The 25,513-nt window shown below is 61.5% G+C and carries 25 protein-coding genes; 5 read left to right on the plus strand and 20 right to left on the minus strand.

Annotated elements, in window-relative coordinates:
- Positions 1-8 precede the first annotated feature (8 nt).
- Complete coding sequence (phaR, locus tag K3557_RS05925; RefSeq protein WP_129371271.1) at positions 9-563, plus strand: polyhydroxyalkanoate synthesis repressor PhaR; 555 nt, start codon at positions 9-11, stop codon at positions 561-563.
- Positions 564-745: 182 nt separating this feature from the next.
- Here the strand turns inward: phaR and K3557_RS05930 are convergent, their stop codons facing one another.
- From K3557_RS05930 to K3557_RS06015, 18 genes are all read right to left on the minus strand, one after another.
- Complete coding sequence (locus K3557_RS05930; RefSeq protein ID WP_027259391.1) at positions 746-940, minus strand: hypothetical protein; 195 nt, start codon at positions 938-940, stop codon at positions 746-748.
- Positions 941-993: 53 nt separating this feature from the next.
- Positions 994-1,515, minus strand: a complete 522-nt coding sequence (locus tag K3557_RS05935) for a hypothetical protein (protein ID WP_259998373.1) — start codon at positions 1,513-1,515, stop codon at positions 994-996.
- A 92-nt stretch (positions 1,516-1,607) separates the two neighbouring features.
- Positions 1,608-2,813: a DegT/DnrJ/EryC1/StrS aminotransferase family protein gene (locus K3557_RS05940; RefSeq protein ID WP_259998374.1), complete on the minus strand. Its 1,206-nt coding sequence runs from the start codon at positions 2,811-2,813 to the stop codon at positions 1,608-1,610.
- Positions 2,814-2,951: 138 nt separating this feature from the next.
- Complete coding sequence (locus K3557_RS05945; protein ID WP_259998375.1) at positions 2,952-4,262, minus strand: FAD-binding oxidoreductase; 1,311 nt, start codon at positions 4,260-4,262, stop codon at positions 2,952-2,954.
- A 105-nt stretch (positions 4,263-4,367) separates the two neighbouring features.
- Positions 4,368-5,726, minus strand: coding sequence for a glutamine synthetase family protein (locus tag K3557_RS05950; protein ID WP_259998376.1), 1,359 nt, complete (start codon positions 5,724-5,726; stop codon positions 4,368-4,370).
- Positions 5,726-6,406, minus strand: coding sequence for a type 1 glutamine amidotransferase (locus tag K3557_RS05955; protein WP_259991439.1), 681 nt, complete (start codon positions 6,404-6,406; stop codon positions 5,726-5,728). The genes K3557_RS05950 and K3557_RS05955 overlap by 1 nt, the downstream gene beginning before the upstream one ends.
- A gap of 86 nt (positions 6,407-6,492) precedes the next feature.
- Positions 6,493-7,812: a glutamine synthetase family protein gene (locus K3557_RS05960; protein WP_259998377.1), complete on the minus strand. Its 1,320-nt coding sequence runs from the start codon at positions 7,810-7,812 to the stop codon at positions 6,493-6,495.
- Between the two features lie 196 nt (positions 7,813-8,008).
- Positions 8,009-8,815, minus strand: coding sequence for an ABC transporter permease (locus tag K3557_RS05965; RefSeq protein ID WP_259991443.1), 807 nt, complete (start codon positions 8,813-8,815; stop codon positions 8,009-8,011).
- Complete coding sequence (locus tag K3557_RS05970; protein ID WP_259998378.1) at positions 8,812-9,696, minus strand: ABC transporter permease; 885 nt, start codon at positions 9,694-9,696, stop codon at positions 8,812-8,814. Before K3557_RS05970 ends, K3557_RS05965 begins: the two co-directional genes overlap by 4 nt.
- A 108-nt stretch (positions 9,697-9,804) precedes the next feature.
- On the minus strand, positions 9,805-10,512 hold the full coding sequence (locus K3557_RS05975) for a transporter substrate-binding domain-containing protein (RefSeq protein WP_259998379.1): 708 nt from the start codon (positions 10,510-10,512) through the stop codon (positions 9,805-9,807).
- Between the two features lie 46 nt (positions 10,513-10,558).
- Complete coding sequence (locus K3557_RS05980; RefSeq protein ID WP_259998380.1) at positions 10,559-11,338, minus strand: ABC transporter ATP-binding protein; 780 nt, start codon at positions 11,336-11,338, stop codon at positions 10,559-10,561.
- Between the two features lie 143 nt (positions 11,339-11,481).
- Complete coding sequence (locus K3557_RS05985; protein ID WP_259998381.1) at positions 11,482-12,246, minus strand: phosphate/phosphite/phosphonate ABC transporter substrate-binding protein; 765 nt, start codon at positions 12,244-12,246, stop codon at positions 11,482-11,484.
- A complete protein-coding gene (locus K3557_RS05990) occupies positions 12,243-12,683 on the minus strand; it encodes a TerB family tellurite resistance protein (RefSeq protein ID WP_259991453.1) in 441 nt (146 codons plus the stop codon). Before K3557_RS05990 ends, K3557_RS05985 begins: the two co-directional genes overlap by 4 nt.
- Positions 12,683-13,144 carry a TerB family tellurite resistance protein gene (locus K3557_RS05995; protein WP_134831307.1) on the minus strand — a complete coding sequence of 154 codons (462 nt, stop codon included), beginning with the start codon at positions 13,142-13,144 and terminating at the stop codon, positions 12,683-12,685. Before K3557_RS05995 ends, K3557_RS05990 begins: the two co-directional genes overlap by 1 nt.
- Positions 13,145-13,185: 41 nt before the next feature.
- The gene (locus K3557_RS06000) at positions 13,186-13,479 is read right to left on the minus strand and encodes a DUF1330 domain-containing protein (protein ID WP_259998382.1); all 294 of its coding nucleotides are present in this window, start codon (positions 13,477-13,479) and stop codon (positions 13,186-13,188) included.
- A 186-nt stretch (positions 13,480-13,665) separates the two neighbouring features.
- Positions 13,666-16,722, minus strand: a complete 3,057-nt coding sequence (locus K3557_RS06005; RefSeq protein WP_259998383.1) for a valine--tRNA ligase — start codon at positions 16,720-16,722, stop codon at positions 13,666-13,668.
- A 369-nt stretch (positions 16,723-17,091) separates the two neighbouring features.
- On the minus strand, positions 17,092-17,565 hold the full coding sequence (locus K3557_RS06010; RefSeq protein WP_259998385.1) for a hypothetical protein: 474 nt from the start codon (positions 17,563-17,565) through the stop codon (positions 17,092-17,094).
- A gap of 179 nt (positions 17,566-17,744) precedes the next feature.
- Positions 17,745-18,746, minus strand: a complete 1,002-nt coding sequence (locus tag K3557_RS06015; RefSeq protein WP_259998387.1) for a sterol desaturase family protein — start codon at positions 18,744-18,746, stop codon at positions 17,745-17,747.
- 135 nt (positions 18,747-18,881) lie between these two features.
- Here K3557_RS06015 and K3557_RS06020 point away from each other — a divergent pair, with 135 nt between their 5' ends.
- On the plus strand, positions 18,882-19,763 hold the full coding sequence (locus tag K3557_RS06020) for a LysR family transcriptional regulator (RefSeq protein ID WP_259998389.1): 882 nt from the start codon (positions 18,882-18,884) through the stop codon (positions 19,761-19,763).
- 3 nt (positions 19,764-19,766) lie between these two features.
- On the opposite strand, the gene K3557_RS06025 is transcribed toward K3557_RS06020, so the two are convergent.
- Complete coding sequence (locus K3557_RS06025; protein ID WP_259998391.1) at positions 19,767-20,204, minus strand: Lrp/AsnC family transcriptional regulator; 438 nt, start codon at positions 20,202-20,204, stop codon at positions 19,767-19,769.
- Positions 20,205-20,310: 106 nt separating this feature from the next.
- On the opposite strand from K3557_RS06025, the gene K3557_RS06030 reads away from it, so the two are divergent.
- Genes K3557_RS06030 through K3557_RS06040 form a run of 3 tightly spaced genes read left to right on the plus strand, consistent with a single transcriptional unit; the run spans position 20,311 to position 24,863 of the window.
- Positions 20,311-21,462 carry a type III PLP-dependent enzyme gene (locus K3557_RS06030; RefSeq protein WP_259998392.1) on the plus strand — a complete coding sequence of 384 codons (1,152 nt, stop codon included), beginning with the start codon at positions 20,311-20,313 and terminating at the stop codon, positions 21,460-21,462.
- 49 nt (positions 21,463-21,511) lie between these two features.
- Complete coding sequence (locus tag K3557_RS06035) at positions 21,512-23,809, plus strand: xanthine dehydrogenase family protein molybdopterin-binding subunit (protein ID WP_259998394.1); 2,298 nt, start codon at positions 21,512-21,514, stop codon at positions 23,807-23,809.
- Positions 23,787-24,863, plus strand: coding sequence for a DUF2235 domain-containing protein (locus K3557_RS06040; protein WP_259991469.1), 1,077 nt, complete (start codon positions 23,787-23,789; stop codon positions 24,861-24,863). Before K3557_RS06035 ends, K3557_RS06040 begins: the two co-directional genes overlap by 23 nt.
- Positions 24,864-24,957: 94 nt before the next feature.
- Here the strand turns inward: K3557_RS06040 and K3557_RS06045 are convergent, their stop codons facing one another.
- Positions 24,958-25,473 (minus strand): DUF2867 domain-containing protein, encoded by a 516-nt coding sequence (locus K3557_RS06045; protein WP_259998396.1) that lies wholly within the window; start codon positions 25,471-25,473, stop codon positions 24,958-24,960.
- Positions 25,474-25,513: the final 40 nt, after the last annotated feature.

Genomic DNA, 25,513 nt, shown 5'->3' on the forward strand with positions numbered 1-25,513 from the left:
GGGAATACATGGCAGAGCAGGACAAACCCTTGCTGATCAAGCGGTACGCGAGCCGCAGGCTTTATAACACCGAGACCAGCGATTACGTCACGCTGGAGGATATCGCGGGGTTCATCCGGGAAGGGCGCGAAGTGCAGATCGTCGATCTGAAAACGGGCGATGACCTGACACGGCAGTACCTGTTGCAGATCATTGCAGAGCATGAAAGCCGCGGCGAGAATGTGCTGCCGGTGAATGTTCTGAATGATCTGGTGCGCAGCTACATGGTGCCCGGCGGCGGGGTAATGCCGCAGTTTCTGCAGTCTTCCTTTGATATGCTGCGCGAAAGCCAGTCCAAGATGATGGAAAACATGAGCGCGATGAATCCGATGGCCAAGATGCCGGGATTTGAGGCGATGAAGGCGCAGCAGGAAGCGTTTCTGAAGGCGATGACCGGCGGCCTTGGCGGGGCCGGCTGGACCGGCGGCGCACCCGGGGAAGAGAAATCCGAAGGCGGCGAGGACCTGGACGACATCAAGAAGCAGCTGGCTGAGCTGCAGGAAAAACTGTCCAGGATGAAGTGAGGCGATTGGCGGCAGCGGGGGCCTGATCAACAGGGGCTCCCGCCTGTTCGCAAACAGTCTGCGACTGTTCCTTACAGTTGGGCGTGGCACCGCGGTGCGGTGCCATTCTTTTTTCTGAGGTTTCTGCGTAAGAATAGCCGTGTCCGCGCGCTGCGCCGGGGAGCGGCCGCCGGGTCCGGTTGTCAGGCGCCCGGTTTGATTTTCAGGATATTGTGCAGCCGGTGGTACGGCGCGTTCCTGACGATTTTGTCCAGGTCACCGGTTTCCGGTTGCGGTTTGGAGCGATAGAACAAATAGACGCTTGCAGCAAAAGACAGGGTGCAGGCCCCGGCAATTGCGCTGACGATGACAGTTTCCATTCCCATAGCTTCAAACATGCTGTTCTCCGGTTTCAGGACCAATATAGGCATGGAGAGTTGAAATTTCCATATCACTTTGTACTGCCCGTGTTCTTTGCTGCTTCCAGAACATGGCGGGCCAGCGATTCCGCGGCTTCGCGTTCTTGCGTTTTGATCCGCCGCCGCGCGCGTCCGCCAAGGCGGGACGCGGTGGCGAAGATGAATCCTGAAAAAGACAAAAGGGTCAGGCCAAAGGCCAGCCCGCCCGTCACTGTGCCTGCAATGGCAGCGCCGAAGCTGGCCAGAAGCGCGCCGGCTGCCAGGCGTTGCGACCATTGTCCGATGACCTGATCGGCATCCTGCGCCTGGGCTTCCGCATCTCCGGCCCGGGTGGCGAAGGCAGTCAGCAGATCCGCCACGGTGAGGCCGGTTTCCGGGTCGTTCGCGGCCCCGATGGCGGCCAAAAGCGCAGCCCGTTCACTGCTGCTGGTGGAAACCGCGCGGATGATTTGCGTCAGCGCGTCTTCGCTGACCGGATCGCCCATGCTGAGCGCATTGGCCATCGCAACCAGAGCCGTGGCCGGGCGCCGTTCGAATTCGGGAAGCGGAGTCATGGCGGCAAACTGTACGGCGCAAGCCAGGATTGCAATCAGGAAAACCCCGGCATAATGCCGGGGCAGTACCTTCTTTAAATCACCTGTGGCGTTCAGGCGGCAGCCTTGGCCATGGTCTCCTCAACCGCGGACAGCAGAATGTCTGCAATCACATCCAGCTCGGCATGGGTCAGGCGCACCGGCAGGCGCACGTCGCAGGCCTTCATCAGCATGGCGCGGGTTTGCGGCAGATCGGGCTGATCGCGCAGGAACTGCCAGTTCCAGAAGGCGCGGGCGTTGTCGGTAGAGAGGCCGAAGACCTGCACCTTGACGCCCTTGGCTTCTGCCGCGCTGGCAAAGGCGCGGGTCTGCGCCTCGTTGAGGCCTGCCAGATTGAACTGGATCGAATCCGGTGCGCGGCGTTCAGGGGCTAGCGGTGCGGGCACGTCAAAGAAAGGGGAGGCATTCAGCCGTTCGGCCACATAGTCATGGTTGGCCAGCCCGTCGCGCACCCGGCGCGCCAGTTCCGGCAGCTGCGGGCGGATCACCGCGGCGGACAGGTTGCTCATCCGCAGGTTATAAAGCGGCAGCTGGTTCTGCCACTTGGCAAAGGCCTGCTCCAGATCGGGGGTGTTTTCCCCATGCGGACCCTTATGCTTTTTCCAATTGTGCTCATAGGCGCCGGACATGATCACGGCGCGGGCAATCAGGTCAGCGTCGTCGGTGATCAGGATACCGCCTTCGCCGGCGTTGACCATCTTGTAGGACTGGAACGAGAAGCAGCCGGCCTTGCCGATGGTGCCGATATTCCGGCCGTTCCAGGTGGTGCCCAGCGAATGGGCCGCGTCTTCAACCACCGGGATGCCGCGGGCATCACACAGCGCCATGATCGCATCCATATCAGAGGTATGGCCGCGCATGTGGCTGATGATGACCGCCTGCACGCTGTCCAGCCTGGCCTCAAAGTCACCCATGTCGATACGGTAGTTGTCGCCGACTTCACACAGTACTGGCACGCAGTCGGCATGAACCACCGATGACGGCACGGCGGCAAAGGTGAAAGCGGGGATCAGCACGCGCGCGTCGCGCGGCAGGCCAAGCGCTTTCAATGACAGGAACAAGGCGGCGGAGCAGGAGGAGACAGCCAGCGCATATTTGCTGCCCAAAAGGTCCGCATATTCCTGTTCCAGCAGCGTGACCGGAGCGTTTTCCGGCGCGGTGTAGCGGAACAGGTCGCCCGACTGCATCAGGGCCTCGATTGCCTCAAGGGCGGCTGCGGGAATGGGTTCAGCGTCATGAACGTTGGGCGGCAGAGCCATATTTCAAAATCCTGAATTGTTGCTTCAGGAAATGTAAATCTAGATGCCGGAAATGCCAAGAGGCGACGCGGCGGAAAATGCCGGCGCAGGCGGGATTTCACAGAAATGTTGCGGAGTTGCGCGGAAACCGGCCTGGGGTCAGACCCCCAGCCGGTCGCGCAAGGCAAACCAAGTCATTGCCAGCACCAAGAGCGGCGAGCGCATCCGCGGCCCGCCCGGGAAACGCGGGGCGGGGACGCGGGCCAGGGTGTCGAACCCTTCTGCCTGACCCTGTATCGCCTGCGCCATTAGCTGGCCTGCATGGGTGGCGGTGCCGACACCATGGCCGGAATAGCCGGAGGCCGTCAGCACATTGGGCGCCAGCCGGGCCAGATAGGGCATCCGCTTCATGGTGATGCCCAATGTGCCGCCCCAGGCATAGTCGACCCGGACGTCCTTGGTGTGCGGGAAAATCTGCTGCATCGGTTTGCGCACTGTGGCCTCGATATCGGCGGGAAAGCGGTAGCCATAGCTTTCGCCGCCGCCGAACAGCAGCCGCTTGTCATGGCTGAGGCGGAAGTAGTTGACCACAAACTTGCTGTCTGCCACGGCGACGTCACGGGCAAGTACCCGGGCGGCGTCTTCGCCCAGCGGTTCAGTTGCCACGATGAAGTTGTTGATCGGCATCACCCGCGACGCGACCTGATGGTTCAGCCCGCCCAGATAGCCGTTGCAGGCCAGGATCAAATGACTGGCTGACACGGTTCCGCCTGCAGTCTGCACACGGACTTGCGCGCCTTCCTGGATGTCCAGCACCTCGCTTCGCTCAAATATCTGCGCCCCGGCGTTCGCAGCTGCCCGAGCCAGGCCCAGGGCATAGTTCAGCGGGTGCAGATGGGCGGCACCCATGTCCAAAGATCCGCCCTGATAGGCGGGCGAGGGGCAAATGGCGTGCAGTCCGGCGTCATCCAACGGCTGGATCTGATCGTAGCCGTAACGGCTTTGCAGATGTTCGGCATAGGCGTGTTCATGGGCTGCTTCGCCTTTGGAAAAACAGGCATGGGCAATGCCGGGGGTCAGATGGCAGTCGATGCTGTGACGGGCAATCAGAGATTTCACCAGATCCTTGGCGTCTTCGCCCAGCTGCCAGAGCTTCTGTGCGTCTGCTTTGCCCATCAGCGCTTCCAGCCCGTCCTGTTCCATCCGCTGGCCGCTGCCAAGCTGGCCGCCATTACGGCCCGAGGCGCCAAAGCCTGCGCGGTGCGCTTCCAGAAGGACAACACGCTGTCCGGCTTCGGCCAGATGCAGCGCGGCGGACAGGCCGGTATAGCCGCCGCCGACGATGCAAACATCGGCCGTCACGTCGCCATCAAGAGCCGCGAAGCGATCCATCTGCGTGGCGGTCGCCGCGTACCAGCTGTTTGGATATTCGCCCTTCCGGTCATTGGAATAGAGCAGGTTCATGCCCATAGCACACCTCTTTCCGGCGCAGTCGTCCGCCGGGACAGCCTGCACTTCATCTTTCTGTAAATACTCAACTGCATTGGCGCTGCACCGGGGCGCAGCGCCGGAGGTTTACACGTTCATCAGCAGATGTTCGCGCTCCCAGGGGGAGATCACCTGAAGGAACTCGTCATATTCCGCGCGTTTCACGATAGAATAGACGCGGGCGAATTCCGGGCCAAGAACCTCATGCAGTTCGGTGGCCTCGTCAAAAAGATCCAGCGCCTGACCCATCACTTGCGGGATATCGCCTTCGCCTTCATAGGCGTCGCCCTTGAACTGCTTGCGCGGGCGCTCCTCGTTGATCAGGCCAAGATAGCCGCAGGCCAGCGACAGCGCGATGCCCAGGTACGGGTTGCAGTCCATGCCGGCGATGCGGTTTTCCACCCGCCGTGCCGCGGGACCCGACAGCGGGATCCGGATGCCCGTGGTACGGTTGTCGCGTGCCCATTCCAGATTGATCGGGGCTGCGTGGTCCTTCACATACCGGCGGTAGGAGTTCACATATGGCGCCATCACTGCCAGCCCCGCCGGCAGATGGTTCTGGAACCCTGCAATGTAGTTGTAAAACGCGTCCGTCTCGCCGCCCTGCGGGCCGGAGAAGATGTTCTCGCCGGTTTCCATATCCAGAACCGAATGGTGGATGTGCATGGCTGAACCCGGCTCATCCTCGATCGGCTTGGCCATGAAGGTGGCAAAACAGTCGTGACGCAGCGCCGCCTCGCGGATCAGCCGTTTGAAGTAGAAAACTTCATCCGCCAGCTTGACCGGGTCGCCGTGCAGCAGGTTGATTTCCAGCTGGCCGGCGCCGCCTTCCTGGGTAATGCCGTCGATTTCAAAACCCTGGGCCTCGGCGAAATCATAGATATCGTCGATCACCGGGCCGAATTCATCCACGGCAGTCATCGAATAGGCCTGGCGCGCTGCCGCCGGACGGCCGGAGCGGCCCATCATCGGTTTGATCTCATGCGCGGGATCAATGTTGCGGGCAACCAGGAAGAACTCCATCTCCGGTGCCACAACCGGCTTCCAGCCCCTGTCATGATAAAGCTGCACCACCCGCTTCAGCACGTTGCGCGGGCTGTAGGGGATCGGTTTGTCGTGCCTGTCATAGGCGTCGTGGATCACCTGCAGCGTCCAGTCGCCGGTCCAGGGCGCTGCTGTGGCCGTGGACATGTCCGGCTTCAGCGTCATGTCCTTTTCGATCCAGCCGTCCTCGTCCGCGGCATCGGCCCAGTCGCCGGTGATGGTCTGGTAGAAGATGCTGTCGGGCAGGTGGAAATAGTCGGTTTTTGCGAATTTGGATGCCGGTACCGCCTTGCCACGGGCGATACCGGGAAGGTCCGAGATAACGCATTCAACTTCGTCGAGACGACGGCCCTCCAGATAGGTTTTTGCTGCTTCGGGAAGGGCGTCGAGCCAGGCTGACATTACGTCCTCTCTTTCCTGTAAAATTCTGCGAGGAGGGTTGCGATTTCTTGGTTGTCCACGGGGGCGTCCAGCTCAGCGGCTGCACGGTCCAGCAGGTCGTCCGGCACCACGCCGCGGCCGCGTTTTTCAATCAGGCCGCCGACAAAGGCGCTGGGGAATTCGGGGTGGGGCTGCCAGGAGATGATGTGATCGCCATAGGCCAGAATGCCGTTTTCGCAGAAATCGTTGCCGCCCAGCACGCGGGCACCTTGGGGCCGTTCCACCACCTGATCCTGATGCCAGGCATTAAGGGTCAAGTCCTGGCCGTCCACCTGATAGGTGACACGGCCCACGGCCCAGCCGCCCTCAAACTTCCTGACCTTGCCGCCAAGCGCCTGGGCGATGATTTGATGGCCGAAACAGATGCCGGCCAGCGGCTGTTTCCTGGCGTTGATCTCGCGGATCAGATCCTCCAGCGGCGGGATCCAGGCGTGATCTTCATAGGCGCCATGCTTGGAGCCGGTGATCAGCCAGGCGTCTGCCGCATCGGCGCTGTCCGGCAGCACCCCGTCCACCACGGCCCAGGTTTGAAATTCAAAGCCGTTACCGTCCAGCATGTCGCGGAACATGCCGTCGTAATCTCCGAAAGGGCCGAACAGATCTTCGGGGGAGTGGCCGGTTTGCAGGATGCCGATTTTCATAAGTCACCAGATTTGATCAAATTGAGCCTAGCTGAGGGGGCTGGAGCAGGCAAGCGCCTTGCCAATCCCCTTAAGGCAAGGCGGCTCTATACCGCTTCCAGCCAGGACAGCCAATGGCTCTCCCGGGGGCGTTCGGCAAAGCCTATCAGCTCTTGCCGTTTGGTCATCACCAGGTTCCGGATGGCAAGGTCCGGCAGCACACGGGCGATCAGCGGGTCGGTCTCAAACCAGTTGATCGCGGTCTCCCAGTCGGCGGCCAGCTGCGGCAGGCCCTGGATCTCGTAGATGTTGCCCTCGGACGGAGCGGGCGGCTGCATCTGATCTTCGATCCCGGCCAGGGCAGAGCCAAGCACGGTTGCGAGCATCAGGTAGGGGTTGATGTCGCCGCCGGCGACGCGGTGTTCAATGCGGCGCGCTTTGTGGCTGCCGCCGGGGATACGGATGGCGGCGGTGCGGTTCTCGTAGGCCCAGGCGGCGCTGACGGGCGCATGGGCGCCAGGCACCAGCCGGTCATATGAATTACCGTGCGGGGCAAAAATCAGCGAGCTGGCGGGCATCGCCGCCAGACAGCCCGCCACCGCGTGCATCAGCAGGTCCGACCCCTTTTCGCCGCCGTCGTCAAAGACGTTGCTGCCGCCCTGATCCTCGACCGAGAAATGCACATGCATACCGTTGCCGGCTTCTTCAGCATAAGGCTTCGCCATGAAGGTCGCGGCAAAGCCGTGTTTGCGTGCAAGCCCTTTTACCAAGGCCTTGAACAGCCAGGCATCATCTGCTGCGCGCATCGCCTCCTGATGGTTCAGGTTGATCTCAAACTGACCCAGGCCCGCCTCGGAAATTGCCGATTGGGCAGGAATGCCCATCATCTCGGCACCGTCGTAAAGATCCGTGAAGAAGTCATCGAATGCGTCCAGCTCTGCCACCGACAGCACCGACTGCTGATCCAGCTCACGGCCGGTCTGCGGGTCGATCGGCGGGGCAGGGCGGGGACCGCTGTCATCCAGCAGGCTGAACTCCATCTCAGTGGCGGCCACAACGCTCCAGCCGCGTGCCGCATACCGCGACAGTACATCGGCCAGCACATGCCGGGGGTCGCCAAGGAAGGCAGAGCCATCTTCCCAGTACATCGCCATCGGCACCAGGGCCGAGGCGCTTTTGAGCCAGGGCATCGGAACCGCACCGCGTTCGGTCGGCAGCATCACCCCGTCGGCGTCGCCGGTTTCAAACACCAGCGGATTGTCTTCAACGTCGCGGCCCCAGAGATCGACATTAAGGGTGGAGATCGGCATCCGCGCCGCGCCGCTGTCCAGCTTGGCTGCCATGCCCGCAGGCAGGCGCTTGCCGCGCATCTGGCCGTTCATGTCACAGGCGGCAATGCGGATGGTCTTCAGTCCGGACAGGTCCATAGGGGGCTCCATGAATGCGTTGCGCCAACCCTAGCGCAGAGAATTGCATTCGCCAAGATAATTTGATCAAAAGTTTGAGCCGACGCCCCGGCGGCCCCGTCTTGCGGGAGAATCCCCTGCGGTGTGAGGCACCGAGTGCGTCCGGTATGATCCAGCGATCGCCAAAAAAATGGCTCCCGAAGGAGCCATTCTGCATTCAGCGGATCAGGTTGATCTTCAGCCTGGTGCGGCTGCGCCGCTCTTGCGGCAGGTGCCGGTTCAGCTGCTTGTTCACAAAACCGAACACCGAGATAACAACCAGTGTCAGCAGAATGAAGTAGAAGGCCAGGATCGGGTAGGGGACAAAGGGGTTAAAGGTCTTGTCCGCGAAATAGCTGGCATAGTACAACGCATCGCCCTTTTGCTGCCAGGCCGGAAAGCCCGAAAAGAACACCAGCGTGGTGGCGTGGAACAGGAAGATCGCCTCGTTGGTGTAGGCAGGCCAGGCCAGCCGCATCATGGTCGGGAAGGTGATGCGGCGGAACCGGGTCCAGCCGGTCATGCCATAGGCGTCCGCAGCCTCGATATCGCCCTTGGGAATCGACAAAAGTGCGCCATAGAAGATCTCGCCTGAATAAGCCGCGGTGTTGAAGAACAGCACAACCAGCGCGCCCAGCCAGGCCGAGGTGAACGGATCAAAGAAGCTGGAGACGCCTTTGAGGCTGAGGAAGCAGGCGTAGGCAAAGAAAAACTGGATGAACAGCGGGCTACCGCGGAACACAAAGATGAACCACTCCGCCGGCTTGCGCCACGCCGGGTTGGGGCTGGATTTGCCAACCGCCAGGGCGACGGCCAGGAAAAAGCCGGTCGTCAGGGCGATGATACCAAAGTAGATATTCCAGATCAGACCGGATCCGATCAGGGTGAAGTGCTCGCACAGGGTGTATTCGCCCTTGGGCAGAAGCCGTTCGCCAAAGCCCAAAGAACGGAAGGCATAGGCCTGGATGGTTTCAACGCAACTCATGCCGCGGCCTTTCTTTGTGCTTCGCCTGCTGCGGTGGCCTGGCCTCGGGTCAGACGCTTCATGATCCGGTCCAGGGCGACTTCGGACAGTTTGGTAAAGCACAGGTAGAACACCAGCAGCGCGGCGAAATACCAGACATGCCAATTCGGATGCGGGTAGTCGGTGAATCTGGCGGTCTTGGTGCCGCCCAGCTCCCGCGCCCAATAAACGATGTCCTCGACCCCCAGCAGGAACAAAAGCGGCGTGGCCTTGATCAGCACCATCCACAGGTTCGACAGGCCCGGCAGCGCATAGACCCACATCTGCGGCACCAGAATGCGCCAGAAGGCCTGGCGGCTGGTCATGCCATAGGCCTCGGCGGTTTCGATCTGGGCGCGCGGCACGGCGCGCATGGCGCCAAACAGGACGTTGGCGGCAAAGGCGCCGAAAACGATCGAGAAGGTCAGAACCGCCAGGAAGAAGCCGTAGGTTTCATGCACCCATTGCGGTGCGGTGGACAGCGGCAGTTTCGCCGCATCGCAGACCACAAAATCAATGCCGCGGCGGACCGGTTCGTCCCAGTCCGGGCATTTCACCTTGTGGCGCATCCACTCGAACGCCTGGTCAAGCGCGATGACGAAAAACAGGAAGAAGGCAATATCGGGCACGCCGCGTACAATGCTGGTATAGCCCATGCCGAACCAGCGCAGCGGCAGGAATTTGGAGCGGGCGGCACTGGCAGCGCCAAATCCGAACATCAGCGCAACCGGAGCGGTGATGGCCAGCAGGGTCAGGACCACAAAGACCGAGATATAAAGGTTCAAATGCTTGCCGGTGGTCAGGTAGCAGCTGAGCCAGCTCAGCCCCTCAAGCGTCGATGGGTCCGTGCAATAGGAAAACATAAGTGAGCCTGTCTTTCTCTGTTCACGCCCGGCGCGCGGCACCGGATGAGAATGAATGAGGCCCGCGCACCGCAGCGGCGGGCCTGCAGATCCTGTAACAGGATCAGATTACCACTGGGAGGAAACTTCCCATTTGGCGATCAGTTCGTTCAGCGTGCCATCGTCTTTCATGGTCTGGATCGCCGCGTCGAACGTGCCGCGCAGGTCTCCGTCAGATTCCCGGAAGCCCATGCCAACGCCGCCGCCAAGTGCTTCGGATTTCTCCAGCATCACCAGGCCGTCGCCCACAACCGTGTCGAGGAAGCTTTTGTCGGCCAGAACCGCGTCAGCTTCGCCGTTGCGTACTGCTGCGACAGTTTCTTCGGGGGTGGCGAATTCGACCAGGGTCCAGCCCTGTTCGGCCACAAAGGCGGCCTGAATGGTGGTCGCCTGGGCCGCAATCACGCCGCTTGCCAGGTCAACGTCTGCCGACTGCGCAACATAGGCGGACGGATCCGGCGGGGTGTAGGGCTGGGTGAAATCAATGACTTCGTCGCGCTCGTCGGTGATCGACATACCGGCGATGATGGTGTCGTAGTTGCCGGAAACCAGGTTCGGAATGATCGAATCCCAGTCGTTTTTGACCCACTCGCAGGTCAGTTCGGCACGCTTGCACAGCTCATCGCCCAATTCGCGCTCAAAGCCGTCGATCTCGCCTGCGTCATTGACGAAGTTCCACGGCGCATAGGCGCCTTCGGTGCCCAGGCGCACGGTGTCCGCCAGGCCCATGCCTGCGGTCAGCGCCAGGGCGGCGGTGCCAAGGATCAGTGATTTCATGTATTTACTCCCGTTCTGTTTGGTTTTTGGGTCTATTTGTTATTGCTTATTGGCCGTGCCGGGTCGAGGACAGGAATGCCCTCAGCCGCGGTGAGCGGGTGTTGCCGAACAATTCGTCCGGCGAACCTTCTTCTTCGATCAGCCCCTGGTGCAGGAACACGATGTGGCTGGAAACATCCGCCGCCATGTTCATGTCATGGGTCACGATCAGCATGGTGCGGCCCTCGGCGGCGAGGTCCTTGATCACCTTGACAACTTCCTGTTCCAGCTCGGGATCAAGCGCAGACGTGGGCTCGTCGAACAGCAGTGCTTCGGGTTCCATGCACAGCCCGCGGGCAATTGCGGCGCGCTGCTGCTGGCCGCCCGAAAGCTGCGCCGGGTAGACATCGCATTTGTCGCCGATGCCGACCTTTGCCAGATAGTGGCGGGCTTTTTCTTCGACCTCTGCCCTGTCGCGGCCCAGCACGGTGACCGGCGCCTCCATCACATTCTGCAGGATGGTCATATGGGCCCACAGGTTGAACTGCTGGAACACCATCGACAGATTGGTGCGGATGCGCAGGACCTGTTTGGCGTCAGCCGGGCGGCGGTTCAATCCCTGGCCGGACCAGGTGATCGGCTCATCCTTGAACCGGATTTCGCCTTGCTGGCTGTCTTCCAGCAGGTTGCAGCAGCGCAGCAGGGTAGACTTGCCTGATCCCGAAGACCCGATTAGCGAGACCACGTCGCCCTTGTGGGCGGTGATATCAACGCCTTTGATCACTTCCAGCTCGCCATAGGATTTATGCAGGCCGCGGATTTGCAGAACGGGCGAAGTATCGGTCAAGGTGTCTTTGTCCCTGTAAGTGGAAATTCGTTCTTATTGGACCGAAAAAAATACCGAATGCAACGTTCAAACCGCACAAGCCGGCACTGCAGGCGCCGAAATGACTGGATGAGCCGCCATTTCGGAAGGGGGCGCTGCGTCAGTTACGCAGCACGGATGCGCTGTTCGGTCAGCACTGGGCCGGGCGGTGTCGGCACCGCCAGGTAGTCGCTGGGGGCAAACTGCACCAGCCCTTTCAGATGCAAAAGGGTTTTGCTGTCTTCGTCCAGCGCGCGGATTGCAGCTTCGATGGCAGCAAACAGCGCCTGCGGGTCCTGGTCCAGGGCGGTGATGTAGGGCAGGGTCGGGGTTGGCTCAGTGCGTTCAATTTCGGTCAGCCCTTCGGCGAACCCGTCGTGCGTCTTGACCAATTCCCAGGTCAGCGCATCCAGGGCCGCAAAATCGGCCCGGCCCTCGGCAACGGCTTGCGCCGACAGGCTGTGGCCGCCGGTTTCCAGCAGCGCACCTGGCAGGATGCTGCGGTCGTGCAGATGCACCATCGGTGCGGCCCAGCCGGATTGCGACAACCCTTCATTATAAGCAAAGCGGCGCCCGGCAAAGGCAGACAGCGGCCGGCCAGCGTCAGCGCTGCGGGCAATAAAGACGCTGTTGTAATAACCCGCCGGGCAGCCCGGCAGGCCGTAGTCCGGGGTGCCCACCAGCTCCACCTCGCCGTACAACCGGGTGCGGTACGGGCAGCCGCAGGTCTGTGACAGCAGCAGCTCCGGCGATTTCCAGACCTCCCAGAAATCGGCGCCACGGGTCAGCTGTTCGGGCCCGCGGCCCAGTTGTGCGCGGATCAATGCCCAGAACCGGTCGTTGGCCGCTGCCGTTTCCGGACGGTCGTACATTCCAAGATGAGCAATCATAAAGCAGCCTCTGCCCGTTTGCGCGCCATTGCGCTGTCCACATCCGAAACTCCCAGCAGACTGGCGGACAGCCGCAGCAGAGCATCTTCATTTGCATCGCGGTGGCCATCGGCCAGGGCCACCTGCCACAGCGCCTCAATCACACCCGTGCGGTCCTCATAAGCCACGGCGTCCTTGATCGCGCGGGTGAAGCGCACGGTGTCAGGCGCCTCGGCCTCCATCGCTTCAGCCTGTTCGCGCAGGATCAGCGCCCCGCCGGTGTCCAGCCGGTAGCGGGTGGACAGAATCCGGTCGATCCGGTCTTTCTCGACTTCAGAGTAATTGTGGTCCGAGCGGGCAATCCGCACCAGCAGCGCGGTCAGGGCAAGCCGCGCGCCCTCATCATCCAGCGGCGCAGGCGCAGGTTCCAGCAATCGCTGCAGAAGCTCCTTGAACATCAGGTTTCCTCCGCTGTGCCGCTGAATTTCCCGACCGCGCGGGCGCGGGCTTTCTGGCTGTCGGCATAAGACAGGCCCATCGCTTTGCGGGCCTCTTCGACGATGGTGACTTCGCCCGCGTGCTCGTTGCCGTCGGCCAGCACCACCTCCCACAGCGCGTCCATCGCGGCCAGCCGTTCCTCCAGCCCGGTGGTCTCGCGGATCAGCCGCCCGAAGGTGTCGGTTTCCGGCGCCGCAGCATGCAGCTTTTCGCAGGTGGCGCGCACCTTGGCGGCCTCGATCGCGTTGTGCTGGTAGAGCCGGGCCAGGATCCGGTCGATCAGGCTGATTTCCTCCAGCTGGTAATCGCGGTCGGACTGCGCCACCCGCACCAGCAGGGCACCCAGTGCCAATTCGGCATCCGGGTCCGGTAATCCGGGGCGCTCAGTCGGGCGGAACGCTTGGAAGAATTTCTTAAGCAGCGGCATCAGCAGACCTCGGTCAAAGCGGCTGGGCGGGCGGGTTAATCGCCGTACCCTTCGATGATTTGCATATCACCCGACGAGACCAGATCGCGAAAGGCCTTGGCGTCCTGATAAGCCATGGAATCATAGCAGGCTTTTGCAGTTTCGAAATCCTTGAATTCAAGGACAACAGTGCGCGATCGGAACGCGCCTTCGCGCACCTCGCGCTCACCGCCGCGTATCAGGAACTTTGCACCGAACTCGGCCAAAACCGGCCTGGCTGCATTCTTGTAGTCCTCATAGCGCTCCATGTCCTGCACATCCACATGGGCCACCCAGTATCCTTTGGGCATGGGCTGCAGCCTCCCTTCTTTTTATGGTTGAGTGCAGGCTGATACAAAAGCGCAGCAAAGACAATGGGGCGGTTGTTAAGAATTTCCCCGTTCCGCGGGAATTTGCGCCCGGTTCAATGGTTTGCCGCGAAATGTAAAACGCCCGCCCGAGAGGGCGGGCGTTTGAAAACATGCTTAACAGACGGCTCAGCCGATCTCGGCCAGGCGCGCCAGGGCTTCCTTGACCTTGGCTTCCTCTTCCTCGCGCAGGCGGAGGTTCTCGCGGGCTTCGGCAACCACATCTTCCGGGGCCGAGGCCGCGAATTTCGGGTTGTTCAGCCGCCCGCGCAGCCCCCCCAGCTCTTTGGCGAGCTTCCCCAGCGTTTTCTCCAGCCGCGCCTTTTCAGCATCGACGTCGATCACATCCGCCAGCGGCAGGCCAAAGGCGGCACCGGGTGCAGCAACAGACGCGCAGCCCTTGGGGAAACTCTCGACCTGCTCCAGCGAAGTGATGCGGGCCAGTTTCTGGATCATCGCCTCGTTCTTCTGCCAGGCATTGCGCGCCTGATCAGAGAATTCGGTCACCACCATCGGGATCTTGGCGCCCGCCGGCACATGCATCTGCGCGCGGGTGGAGCGGATGTTCTCAATCGCGGTGATCACCCAGTTCATCTCGGCGTCGGCATCCGCATTGACCAGCTCGGTGCCGTAGGCCGGCCAGTCTTCATGCACCAGCATGTTGCCGCGTTTGGCGGTGTTGCCCCATAGCTCCTCGGTGATGAAGGGCATGATCGGGTGCAGCAGGATCATGCATTGATCCAGCACCCAGCCGAGCGTCTGGCGGGTCTCGGCGATCACCGCCTCATCTTCCGAGCCGAACAGCGGTTTCGACAGCTCGATATACCAGTCGCAGACCTTGCCCCAGGTAAAGGCATAAAGCGCATTGGCCGCGTCGTTAAAGCGGTAGGCCTCCAGTGCTGCGTCGACTTCGACACGCACCTTGGCGGTCTCACCAATGATCCACTGGTTTACGGCTGCCGATGCATCCGGGCAGTCAAAGGCCGGGGTGTTCTCGTCATAGACGTTGTTGAAATGGGCAAAGTTCACCGCATTCCACAGTTTGGTGCCAAAGTTCCGGTAGCCCTTGAGGCGCTCCATATCCAGTTTCAGCACGCCGCCAAGCGCCGCCATTGCAGCGGAGGAGAAACGCAGCGCGTCGGCGCCGAATTCGTCGATGATCTCCAGCGGGTCCACCACGTTGCCGGTGGATTTTGACATCTTCTTGCCCTTGGCGTCGCGCACCAGCCCGTGCAGGTAGACGGTGTCGAACGGGATCTGATCGACCACGGCCAGCTGCATCATCATCATCCGGGCAACCCAGAAGAACAGAATGTCCTGGCCGGTGACAAGGGTCGAGGTCGGGAAGTACTTCTGCATCTCCGCCGTGTCTTCCGGCCAGCCCAGCGTGCCAATCGGCCAGAGACCGGAGGAGAACCAGGTGTCGAGGACGTCGGGGTCGCGTCGAAGAATGATGTGTGGAGCAGAGGAAAGGTCAGCCTGCGCGGAAAGGCCTCCACCAATTGCGCCTAAATCAACAGGCTTACCCGAGTCCTTCATTGCTTCTGTGACGATGAGTTTCTTGAAACCCAGCTTCTGATAAGCAGCTTGTAGGGCTTCTTCTTCTGTCGCCGCACAAAACATCTCTTCGAGGTCTTCCTCGGCGCCGTCGTCAACGGCGACCGCGAACCAAACCGGGATCTGATGGCCCCACCACAGCTGGCGCGAGATGCACCAGGGTTCGATGTTTTCCAGCCAGTGGTAATAGGTCTTCTCGCCCGATTCCGGCAGGATCTTCACATCGCCATTGCGCACGGCGTCCAGCGCCGGGCCGACAACCTTTTCCGCGTCCACAAACCACTGGTCGGTCAGCATCGGCTCGATCACAACCTTGGAGCGGTCGCCGAAGGGCTGCATGATCGGCTTGTTCTCGACGTAGGGCTCTAGCACCTGAAGCTCTTCGCCGGTTTCAGGATCGGTCTTGATGACGGTGTGCATCACCGCCAGACCTTCGCTGGTGATCTGCTCTACCACCAGTTTGCGCGCCTCGAACCGGTCCAGCCCGCGCAGGTCGTCAGGAACGAGGTTGACGGCGTCGGCTTCCGCTTCGGTCAGTGTTTTTTCGCCCTTGGCGACTGCCATGGCGAGGGTGGCGGCAGCGTCATAGCTTTCGCCGTCAGCCCGCATCTGGCCGCGCATGTCCATCAGGCGGTACATCGGAATCCGTGCGCGCTTGGCAACCTGATAGTCGTTAAAGTCATGCGCGCCGGTGATCTTCACCGCACCCGAGCCAAAGTCCTTTTCCGGGTATTCGTCCGTAATGATCGGGATCAGGCGGCGCTGTCCCTTGGGGCCCACCGGGATTTCACACAGCATGCCAACGATGGGCGCATAACGCTCGTCTGAGGGATGCACGGCGACCGCGCCGTCGCCCAGCATGGTCTCGGGCCGGGTGGTGGCGATGGAGATATAATTGCGTTCCTCGCGGAAGGTTACATTGCCGTCTTCATCTTTCTCCAAGTACTCATATGTCGCACCATTTGCGAGCAGGTACTTGAAGTGCCACATATGGCCCGCGACTTCCAGGTTCTCGACTTCCAAGTCAGAGATCGCAGTCTCGAAATGCGGGTCCCAGTTGACCAGCCGCTTGCCGCGGTAGATCAGCCCCTTGTTGTACATCTCCACAAAGACCTTGATCACGGCGTCGTGGAAGTTGGGGGAGTTTTCGTGCCCCGTCCGCGTGTCGCCATGGGCGCCCGCCATGGTGAAGGCTGTGCGGGAGAAATCGCAGGACGCGCCGAGGCGTTTCAGCTGCTCAACAATGGTGCCGCCGGATTTCTCTTTCCATTCCCAGACCTTCTCCAGGAATTTCTCGCGACCCAGTTCGCGGCGCGAGGGCTGCTGGGTCTTGGCCAGTTCCCGCTCAACAACCATTTGGGTGGCGATCCCCGCATGGTCGGTACCCGGCTGCCAAAGGGTGTCGAACCCCTGCATACGCTTCCAGCGGATCAGGATATCCTGCAGGGTGTTGTTGAAGGCATGGCCCATGTGCAGAACACCGGTCACATTCGGCGGCGGGATCATGATGCAATAGGCGGAGGCCTCCGGCTTGGCATTGGCGCCGGCCTTGAAACAGCCCGCTTCTTCCCAGGCCTTGTAAAGGCGGCTTTCGGCTTCCGCCGCGTTGAACGTCTTTTCCATCGCCATCGCTTTGATCCCTCATGCAAGTGGCCGATCAATTACCCAATGGCGGCAGGAAGGGGAAGGCGGATTTTGCCGCAAGTGTCCCGTCTGCGGCTGCCAGAGCGCCATTGGGTATTTAAGACCAGAAAGAAGCGGTAAGATTCCGTTAACTGGAATCACGGCACTCTCCTTATGCGGTACAGGCTGGGGAGCCGATGACCGCACCAGGAAGAAGCTGCCCTCGCTCCTGGCAGGATTATCCCTTGGCGGACGGACGGCCAGCGGGCTAGGGCGCTTCGCTTGCTGCTTCTTTCTGGTCCCAAATACCCAAATTCCGCGCCGGAGGCGCTAAAGCCAGCGCGCGCCCATTGGGCGCGCTCCGCTTTGCTCCGGTTACAGCTTGTCCAGTGCTTCGTGCAGTTTCTCCAGTTCGCCTTCGTGCATGAAGATCGCCTGCGCCTTAAAAGGGAACTTTCTGGCGCGGACTTCCGACTGGAATTCCTGCTGCGCTTCCACCCTCTCCCGGTACATCTGGTTATGCGGCCGGCCCAGGCCGCTGCACCATTGGCTGAGCGACGGCATCAGACCCATATGCACCTGCACCGGGATGCTTCCCTTGGCGGGCATTTCGGCTACGCCTTGGGAGCAGTTGGTGAAATACATGCTGGCGCCGTTTTCCATAGAGGTGATGGCGTGGCGCATAATCTCGTTCTTGGTGGTGAATTGCCTCCAATTCATCGGGGTGCCGGCAAAGCGGCCCGGTGCGGTTTCGCGCGCCATGTCCAGATGCACGTCCCACAGAGGCTGAAGATTGATGCCCGCATTAACGCAGGCCTGGATTCCGGTCTCGTTGGCCGGGTTGCGCATGGTCGAAGGTTCACCGGTTTTCTTCAGGCCGATCAGATCCTTGACGATGCAATTGCGCTGTGCCGGGCGGTGGCTGAAGATGTAGATGTCCTTTATCGTTTTTCCCTGTCTTCAAATAGGGAAGCCGGGCCGCCCGTTTTGAATTCTGGATGCCCGGCGGTGTTTGCCGTGGTGCGCAGTTACTCTGACGCCCAGATCTTGCGCCGGCGTTCCTTGACCATTTCGTTGCCTTCATCGGTGCCGTCGTGGAAAGTGTTGAACCACTCGTCCCATGGTGTCTCCCAGGTGCCGTAGTTGCAGTCGAAGAACCGGTGGTGCAGCTGGTGGAAGAAATCGCCAACCAGGAACTTGGCCTTGTTGCCGAATTTCACATGCTCAAACCCGGCGTGTGAGGTCGGGGCGCCGATGCCGTGGTGGAACAGCAGGAAGATCGCCAGAACCGGGTGCGAGGGCAGCAGGAAGAAAATCATCGTGTCGAACATCAGAAAGAAGCTTTCGACCGGGTGCATCGCCAGGCCGGACCACGGTCCGGTGTTGATGTTGCGGTGATGCCAGGCGTGCACCTTGGTATAAAGCATGCCCACGTGCAGCAGCCGGTGCAGCCAGTAAAAATGAAAGCCTGCCCAGACCGGGATGAAGATGGTCATTAGGATCATTGTGACGGGGTTGCTCTCCAGTGTGATCATCGTGATCCAGCCGCTTGCATAGGCATAAAGGATGAAGCTCTCCCAGAAGGTCCAGAAGGCAAGCGCCGGGCCAAGGGTCCAAAACATATTGTCCCAGACCTGGTTCTTGAAGGTGAACACCTTGGCGCCTTTCATCATCGGGCGCATGTCATAGCGGTAATCGTCGTTTTGCGTGCGGAACCTCCACAGCGCCAAGTGCAGCCCGCCGGCCACCACCATGAGGATGCAGAAATTGCGCAGCCAGATCTCAAACACCCAATCCCAGCTGAGCGCGGCAATCCGGTCCAGTGACGGGGTGAAGAAATTCCAGGTGACAATGGCAAAGACAAGAAGAAATGCCCGCAGTGCCAGCGGGTTCCAGCTTTGCAGCAGGTATTTGACCGAGGCCAGCGGCCTCAATGGCCAGTCCCAATAGGGGGAGGTCTGGATCGGCAGCTGGGGGGTGAAGTTCCAAATCTTGCGTTTGGGGCGCGGTGTGCTGGCGGGACGTGTCATGTCTCGTCTCTCATGTGGCTTGTGGAGGAGCGGCCGGAGCCGCGGCTGTTCGCTGCTAAAACCCTAGTCCGGGCCAAGGCAATTCCAGCACGGTATGTCTTGCCGGTCAGGCTAAGTTCTGCTTAGCCTGTGCGCATGGCGGCCCGGATACCCTCTCTCAACTGGCTGCGCGTGTTTGAAGCGGCGGCGCGCACCGAAAGCTTTGCCCGTGCGGCAGCGCAGCTGAACATGTCGGCGGCTGCAGTCAGCCAGCAGGTGAAATCGCTGGAGGCGCAGCTGGGCACGCCGCTGTTTCACCGCCATGCCCATGCGGTGACATTGACCGAGGCCGGGCGGGCCTATCTGCCGTCGGTGCAGCAGTCGCTGCTGATGCTGGAAACAGCCACGACCGGTCTGTTTGGCGAAAGCCGCGAGCAGCGGCTGTTTGTGCAGTCGGTGCTGCTGTTTGCTCATGGGGTTCTGGCGCGGGGGCTGCCGCAGTTCCAGGCGGTGCACAGCCAAATCAACCTGGCGCTCAGCACCGGCAATATGGCGGCGGATTTTGCCAACCGGTTCACCGATTTGCAGATCGTATTCGGCAACCCGTCACTGTTCGGCACCGAAGGGGACGAGCTATTGCGCGAGGTGCTGTATCCGGTGGCTCCGCCAGAGATTGCGGCCCAGGTCCGGACACCGCAGGATCTGTTCCGCTTTCCGCTGATTGAAGTCTCGACCCATCGGGCCAGCTGGGTGCAGCTGTTCGGGGCCTTGCGGCTCTCGCACGGGCAAGCGCGCTATTTCTTTGCCGACAACTCCCTGATGGCGGCAGAGCTGTCAGCGCAGGGTATGGGGATTGCGCTGGCGCGCGCACCTGCGTCGGACACGGCGGTCAGCGCAGGCGGACTGGTGCGCTGCCTGCCGGACGTCGCGGTGCCGGGGCAGGAGGCCTACCACCTGATCTATCCCGACCGCGGCGCCCTGCGCCCGGCAGCACGGCTGTTCCGGGACTGGCTGCTGGAGTATGTGAGGACCGTCTGACCCTTACTGCCCGGTCCGGTCCAGTTTTGTCGCCAGATGGATCAGGCTCTCAGAGGAACGCACGCCACGGGCCTCGGCGATGTGGTCGATGGTGTTGTCCAACTCGGCTGTGCTTTGCGCCACCACCTGAGCCAGAAGATCAAACCGTCCTGAGGTTGTATGCACGACCTCAACTCCAGGCAGGCTGCGCAGGCGGGCGAGCACCTCAGGCCCCGAGCGCGGCTCAATCGACATCAGCACCGTGGCTTGCAGCGGCGGGCGGGAGGCGGCGGAGGATTTAAGCGTATAGCCTGTAATCACCCCGGTTGTTTCCAGCCGTTCGATCCGCGCCTGTACCGTGGTGCGGGCCAGCCCCAGATGCCGGGCAAGCTCCGCCACCGGACGGCGGGCGTTTTCCCGCAACAGGGTGACAAGACGCTGATCAGTATCGTCGGTTTGCATGTTGTTCCTGCGATTTGACGCCAATTCTCGTCACTATAGGAAAAGTGACGAGCGGAATCGACGGAAATTTGTCGGAAAATATGCAAAACAAACGAGGCTTTTCCTGATGCAGCAAATTCCACCGCTTTGGCTTTCCCCTGAATCCCACCTGGCCCGCAGCGCGCCGGATCACCCGATCCTGTATTTCTCGCCGCGGGTATTGCACGAGGTTGCGGGGCGTTTTCAGCGGGGGTTTCCAGGGCTGGTGACCTATGCGGTGAAGGCCAACCCGCACCCTGCCGTGCTGTCCAATCTGGTGGCGGCGGGGATCACTGCATTTGATGTCGCTTCGCCTGCGGAAATGGCAGCTGTGCGTGCCGCCAGCCCTGATGCGGTGATGCATTACAACAACCCGATGCGCTCCACTGCCGAAGTCGCGGCGGGGATCGAACATGGTGTCGCCAGCTGGTCGGTGGATGAGCTGAGCGAGTTGGAAAAACTGGCCGCAGTGCCGCGCTCTTGCGAGATTGCTGTGCGCTTTGCCTTGCCGGTGGCCGGTGCGGCCTATGATTTTGGCAGCAAATTCGGCGCTGCTCCGGAAGAAGCGATAGAGCTGTTGAAACAGGTGGCGGCGGATGGCTGGACGCCGGCGCTGTGTTTTCATCCGGGCACCCAGTGCGAGGATGAAAGCGCATGGGTGGAATATGTTCACGCTGCCAAGCGGATTGTGGACGCGGCAGGTGTGAAGATCGCTCGTCTCAATGCGGGCGGCGGCTTTGCGGCCAACCGGGATGGTGTGGCGCCGGATCTGGAGAAGGTCTTTGCCGCTATCAGTCAGGCCGCGGACACGGCATTTGGCACAAACAAGCCCACGCTGATCTGCGAGCCGGGCCGGGCGATGGTCTCCGAAAGCTTCACCTTGGCGGCCCGTATCAAGGGGATGCGCAAAGGCGGTGAGGTGGTGTTCCTGAATGACGGCATCTATGGCGGGTTGGTGGATATCCGCGACATGGGGCTGCCGGGCCGGGTGGAAGTTGTCGGGGAGGATGGCGCCCATCGCACAGGCGCGCGTAAGCCGCGTGTGGTGTTCGGGCCCACTTGTGACAGCCTGGACCGTTTGCCGGACGGGCTGCCGCTGCCCGGTGATGCCGCAACCGGCGACTATGTGCTGTTCCCGGGGCTGGGCGCCTATTCTTCCGCCATGAGCACGCAATTCAACGGCTATGGCCTGTCTGACGTGGCGACGGTGATCGAGCTGTCTGGACAAGCCGCCCGCTGAGGTTAGTCTCGCCCCCGGAACGCCAGCCAGCGCGAACAAGGGGGCAAGCATGGACAAATTCGGTAAAAGCCAGCCGGTGAAACGGGTTGAAGACCTGCGGTTTCTGACCGGTCAGGGGCAGTACATCGAGGATGCGGCCCCGGCGGATGCCCTGCGCGCCTGGGTATTGCGCAGCCCGGTGGCGCATGGCGTCATCACCGCGCTGAACGTTGAGGATGCGCGCGCAGCTGAGGGCGTCCATGCGGTGATCACCCTGGCAGATCTTGAGGCGGCCGGCCTTGATGTGTCGATGGATGGCACCACAGTGAAGAACCGGGATGGCTCCAGCGGCGCCGCGCCCGAACGGCCGATGCTGGCGCGGGACCGCGTGCGCTATGTAGGGGAACCGGTGGCGGTGGTCATTGCCGAAACGCTGGACCAGGCCCGCGATGCCGGTGAGCTGATCGAGCTGGATATCGACGATCTGCCTGCGAAGATGGACGTCTTGCCGGGCGGCGAGGCGCTGCATTCGGAGGCACCGGACAATCGCGCCTTTGACTGGGGTCTGGGGGATGAGGCGGCAACGGCTGAGGCTTTCCGCACTGCGGCGCATACCGTTGCACTGCAGGTCGATGACAACCGGATCATCGTCAACTCGATGGAGCCGCGCGGCTGCTTTGCCGAATGGCGCGGCGGGCGGCTGCATTTCACCTTTGGCGGGCAGGGGGTCTGGGCGATCAAATCCCAACTGGCGGCCAAGATGCGGCTGGACGAGGCCGACGTCAAAGTCACGATCCCGGATGTGGGCGGCGGCTTTGGCATGAAGGCCTTTCCCTACCCGGAATACTTTGTTGTCGCCCAGGCCGCCCGCGCGCTGGGCCGCCCGGTGTTCTGGATCGCCGACCGGACCGAGTCGATGCTGAGCGACAACGGCGGGCGCGATCTGACCTCTCTGGCGGAACTGGCCTTTGATGCGGATTTGAAAATCACCGCCTACAGGGTCAGCACCCGTTGCAACCTCGGCGCCTATAACTCCCACTTCGGTCAGCCAATCCAGACCCAGCTGTTCAGCCGGGTGCTGGCGGGCGTCTATGACATCCAGACTGCTTGGCTGCAGGTAGAGGGGATATACACCAACACCACCCAGGTGGATGCATATCGCGGCGCCGGGCGGCCCGAGGCGATCTATGTGCTGGAACGGGCGATGGACCGCGCCGCGCGGGAACTGGGTGTGGACCCGCTGGAGCTGCGGCGGCGCAATTTCATCAAACCGGCGGCCTTCCCCTATGGCACCGTGACTGGAGAGACCTATGACGTCGGCGACTTCGATAAAGTTCTGAGCCGGGCTGCGGATGAGGCGGATCTGAAGGGATTCGCCGCCCGCCGCGCCGCAGATGGTAAACGCGGCAAGTACCGGGGCGTTGGGGTCTGTTACTATATCGAAAGCATTTTGGGCGATCCTTCAGAAGGCGCGGAAGTGGAGTTTCTGGAGGGTGGCCGGGTGAATATCTATGTCGGCACGCAAAGCAACGGGCAGGGGCATGAAACCGTCTATGCCCGGTTTCTGGCCGACCAGAGCGGTATCCCGGCGGAAAACATCCATGTCATTCAAGGCGACAGCGACCGCATCGCCCAGGGCGGCGGCACCGGCGGGTCGCGGTCTGTGACGACACAGGCAAACGCCACGCTGGCCGCAGTGGATACGATGATTGCCGCCTTCATCCCCTTCCTAGCGGAGGAAATGGGGGTGAAGGAAGACAAAGTGGAGTTTGACGGCGAAACCTTCCGGGCTCCGGGATCGAACCTGACCCCGACGATGCTGGAAGCGGCAGAGATGGCCCGCGCGCAAGGCCGGCTTGATCTGCAGCGTCACGCCGCGCGGGCCCGGCTGCCGGGGCGCTCGTTTCCGAACGGCGCACATATTGCCGAAATTGTTATTGATCCGGAGACTGGGCAATCCGACGTCGTGCGCTACACTGTAGTTGACGATTTTGGTAATTTGATCAACCCGATGCTGGCCGAAGGGCAGGTGCATGGCGGGGTGGCGCAGGGGCTGGGACAGGCCATGCTGGAACGTGTTGTCTATGATTCTGACGGACAACTGCTCACAGCTTCGTTCATGGACTATGCCTTGCCGCGGGCCAACGGCGTCCCCATGATTGGTTTTACCTCCGAGCCTGTGCCGTCGACACAGAACCCGATGGGGATGAAGGGCTGCGGCGAGGCAGGCACCGTTGGCGCGCTGGCCGCTGTTGCAAATGCGGTGCAGGACGCGGTCTGGGACTGTGGCGTGCGGCAAGTGGACATGCCGTTCACCCCGCTGAGAGTTTGGGAAGTGCTTAGGGATGTTTCTGAGGCAGCTGAGTAAGAAGGTTCTAGGGTGGCTTGGACGGCCGCTGCGCTCGGAACACTCCGGCGAAACCAAGCTGCGCGGGCCGCATGCCCATGTCATCATCCTGGACGGCACCATGTCGACGCTGGAAGAAGGGCATGAAACCCATGCCGGCCAGCTGTTCCGTCTGTGCCGTGAAATGGGCGGACAGGTCTCGGTTTTTTATGAATCCGGTGTTCAGTGGAAAGGCTGGGGCAGCGCCCCCGATGTGATGATGGGGCGCGGCATCAATCGCCAGATCCGCCGGGCCTATGGCTATCTTGCCTCGCGTTACCGGCCCGGCGACCGGATTTATCTGTTCGGCTATTCCCGCGGCGCCTATGCGGTGCGCTCGCTTGCCGGGGTGATTGACCGGATCGGCCTGCTGAAGGCGGAACATGCGACCGTGCGCAATATCCGCACCGCTTACCGGCATTACCGGCTGAACGGGCGGTCGAAGACGTCGAGTGCATTTACGGCAGCGCATTGCCACGAAGACATCGAGATTGAAATGGTCGGCGCCTGGGATACGGTCAAGGCTTTGGGGCTGCGCCTGCCGCTGCTGTGGCGCTGGGCGGAGAACCGGCACAACTTCCACAACCACCACCTGGGCCACCATGTCAAAAGCGGTTACCACGCGCTGGCGCTGGACGAGACACGCGATGTTTTCAAACCAGTGTTGTGGGATTGCCCCAAGGACTGGGGCGGGCATGTGGAGCAGGTCTGGTTCCGCGGCGCCCATGGTGACGTCGGCGGCCAGCTTGGCGGCTATGAGGAAGCCCGGCCCAAGGCCAACGTCTCTTTGGTGTGGATGCTGGAAAAGGCCGAAGACCGCGGTTTGCCGCTGCCGCTGGATTGGCGGATGCGGTTTCCGGTCGATCCCAAGGCGCCGTCTGTCGGCACCTGGCGCGGCTGGGGCAAGATTTTCCTGCTGCGCAGCCGCCGCCGGGTTGGATTGGACGGCAGCGAGCGTTTGCACAGCAGTGTCGATGGCGGCAAACAGGAAGCTGCCGCAGCTGGCGGCTGGCTGGCTATGTTTTCGAAGACCTGACACCTCGGCGCAGCGGGGGAACACCTGAGCCAGTCATCCATGCCCCTGTGCAAAGCCGGTCCGGGATGAATACCGGGCACGGCAGCAATAATTGTCAGCCGGCAGCTGCCCGCCGGTCAAACCCCCGGCGCAGCCGTTTCAGTGACAGCCACACAATCAGTTTGTGGGCCGGCCGGACCGGGATCATGTAAACCCGGCCAAACAGATTATGTGTTTTGACGGAGGACGTCACTGACAGAACTCCGCTGCTGGAGGAAACACAGGTCATGACATCCAAATGCCGGTCCCGGACCGTGAGGGTCATCACTTCATCCGACAGGGCCTCTACCAGAAAGAAATCCAGCTTGTCGCCCGTTTGCACTGCCGCTTTTGGCACCCGGGAAATGCCGCCGATGCGTTTAACCCCAAAGCATGCGGAAATGGCGTCGCGCAGCCGGAAGGCCAGCTTGATGCCCGGCAAGGGCTTTGCGTGCATGATGTTCCAGGCCTCCAGCGGCGTGACAGGCGCCGGCAGAACAACGGATTGGGTATCCAGAAAATCCAGCTCCTTGGCGGGGGCAAGGATTTGAATGCGGGCTGTGGCGGCCCGGCCGAGACTGTTTGGCGGCATGATCAGCCCTCTATTGGGTTTTCCGGGTGGCCTGCTGGAG

It is taken from the genome of Leisingera sp. M523 (assembly GCF_025141335.1).
Lineage (GTDB): Bacteria > Pseudomonadota > Alphaproteobacteria > Rhodobacterales > Rhodobacteraceae > Leisingera.

Excerpts from the sequence above, each read along its gene's own strand:
- K3557_RS06040 (WP_259991469.1), top strand. The coding sequence starts at position 23,787 with ATGTTTCTGAGGCAGCTGAGTAAGAAGGTTCTAGGGTGGCTTGGACGG.
- K3557_RS06035 (WP_259998394.1), top strand. The coding sequence starts at position 21,512 with ATGGACAAATTCGGTAAAAGCCAGCCGGTGAAACGGGTTGAAGACCTG.
- K3557_RS05955 (WP_259991439.1), bottom strand. The coding sequence starts at position 6,406 with ATGAAAATCGGCATCCTGCAAACCGGCCACTCCCCCGAAGATCTGTTC.
- K3557_RS05965 (WP_259991443.1), bottom strand. The coding sequence starts at position 8,815 with ATGAGTTGCGTTGAAACCATCCAGGCCTATGCCTTCCGTTCTTTGGGC.
- K3557_RS06045 (WP_259998396.1), bottom strand. The coding sequence starts at position 25,473 with ATGCCGCCAAACAGTCTCGGCCGGGCCGCCACAGCCCGCATTCAAATC.
- phaR (WP_129371271.1), top strand. The coding sequence starts at position 9 with ATGGCAGAGCAGGACAAACCCTTGCTGATCAAGCGGTACGCGAGCCGC.
- K3557_RS05975 (WP_259998379.1), bottom strand. The coding sequence starts at position 10,512 with ATGAAATCACTGATCCTTGGCACCGCCGCCCTGGCGCTGACCGCAGGC.
- K3557_RS05940 (WP_259998374.1), bottom strand. The coding sequence starts at position 2,813 with ATGGCTCTGCCGCCCAACGTTCATGACGCTGAACCCATTCCCGCAGCC.
- K3557_RS05985 (WP_259998381.1), bottom strand. The coding sequence starts at position 12,246 with ATGATTGCTCATCTTGGAATGTACGACCGTCCGGAAACGGCAGCGGCC.
- K3557_RS05935 (WP_259998373.1), bottom strand. The coding sequence starts at position 1,515 with ATGACTCCGCTTCCCGAATTCGAACGGCGCCCGGCCACGGCTCTGGTT.
- K3557_RS05990 (WP_259991453.1), bottom strand. The coding sequence starts at position 12,683 with ATGTTCAAGGAGCTTCTGCAGCGATTGCTGGAACCTGCGCCTGCGCCG.
- K3557_RS05970 (WP_259998378.1), bottom strand. The coding sequence starts at position 9,696 with ATGTTTTCCTATTGCACGGACCCATCGACGCTTGAGGGGCTGAGCTGG.
- K3557_RS05945 (WP_259998375.1), bottom strand. The coding sequence starts at position 4,262 with ATGGGCATGAACCTGCTCTATTCCAATGACCGGAAGGGCGAATATCCA.
- K3557_RS06000 (WP_259998382.1), bottom strand. The coding sequence starts at position 13,479 with ATGCCCAAAGGATACTGGGTGGCCCATGTGGATGTGCAGGACATGGAG.
- K3557_RS05950 (WP_259998376.1), bottom strand. The coding sequence starts at position 5,726 with ATGTCAGCCTGGCTCGACGCCCTTCCCGAAGCAGCAAAAACCTATCTG.
- K3557_RS06030 (WP_259998392.1), top strand. The coding sequence starts at position 20,311 with ATGCAGCAAATTCCACCGCTTTGGCTTTCCCCTGAATCCCACCTGGCC.
- K3557_RS05960 (WP_259998377.1), bottom strand. The coding sequence starts at position 7,812 with ATGGACCTGTCCGGACTGAAGACCATCCGCATTGCCGCCTGTGACATG.
- K3557_RS06015 (WP_259998387.1), bottom strand. The coding sequence starts at position 18,746 with ATGACACGTCCCGCCAGCACACCGCGCCCCAAACGCAAGATTTGGAAC.
- K3557_RS05930 (WP_027259391.1), bottom strand. The coding sequence starts at position 940 with ATGTTTGAAGCTATGGGAATGGAAACTGTCATCGTCAGCGCAATTGCC.
- K3557_RS06010 (WP_259998385.1), bottom strand. The coding sequence starts at position 17,565 with ATGCGCAACCCGGCCAACGAGACCGGAATCCAGGCCTGCGTTAATGCG.
- K3557_RS06005 (WP_259998383.1), bottom strand. The coding sequence starts at position 16,722 with ATGGCGATGGAAAAGACGTTCAACGCGGCGGAAGCCGAAAGCCGCCTT.
- K3557_RS06020 (WP_259998389.1), top strand. The coding sequence starts at position 18,882 with ATGGCGGCCCGGATACCCTCTCTCAACTGGCTGCGCGTGTTTGAAGCG.
- K3557_RS06025 (WP_259998391.1), bottom strand. The coding sequence starts at position 20,204 with ATGCAAACCGACGATACTGATCAGCGTCTTGTCACCCTGTTGCGGGAA.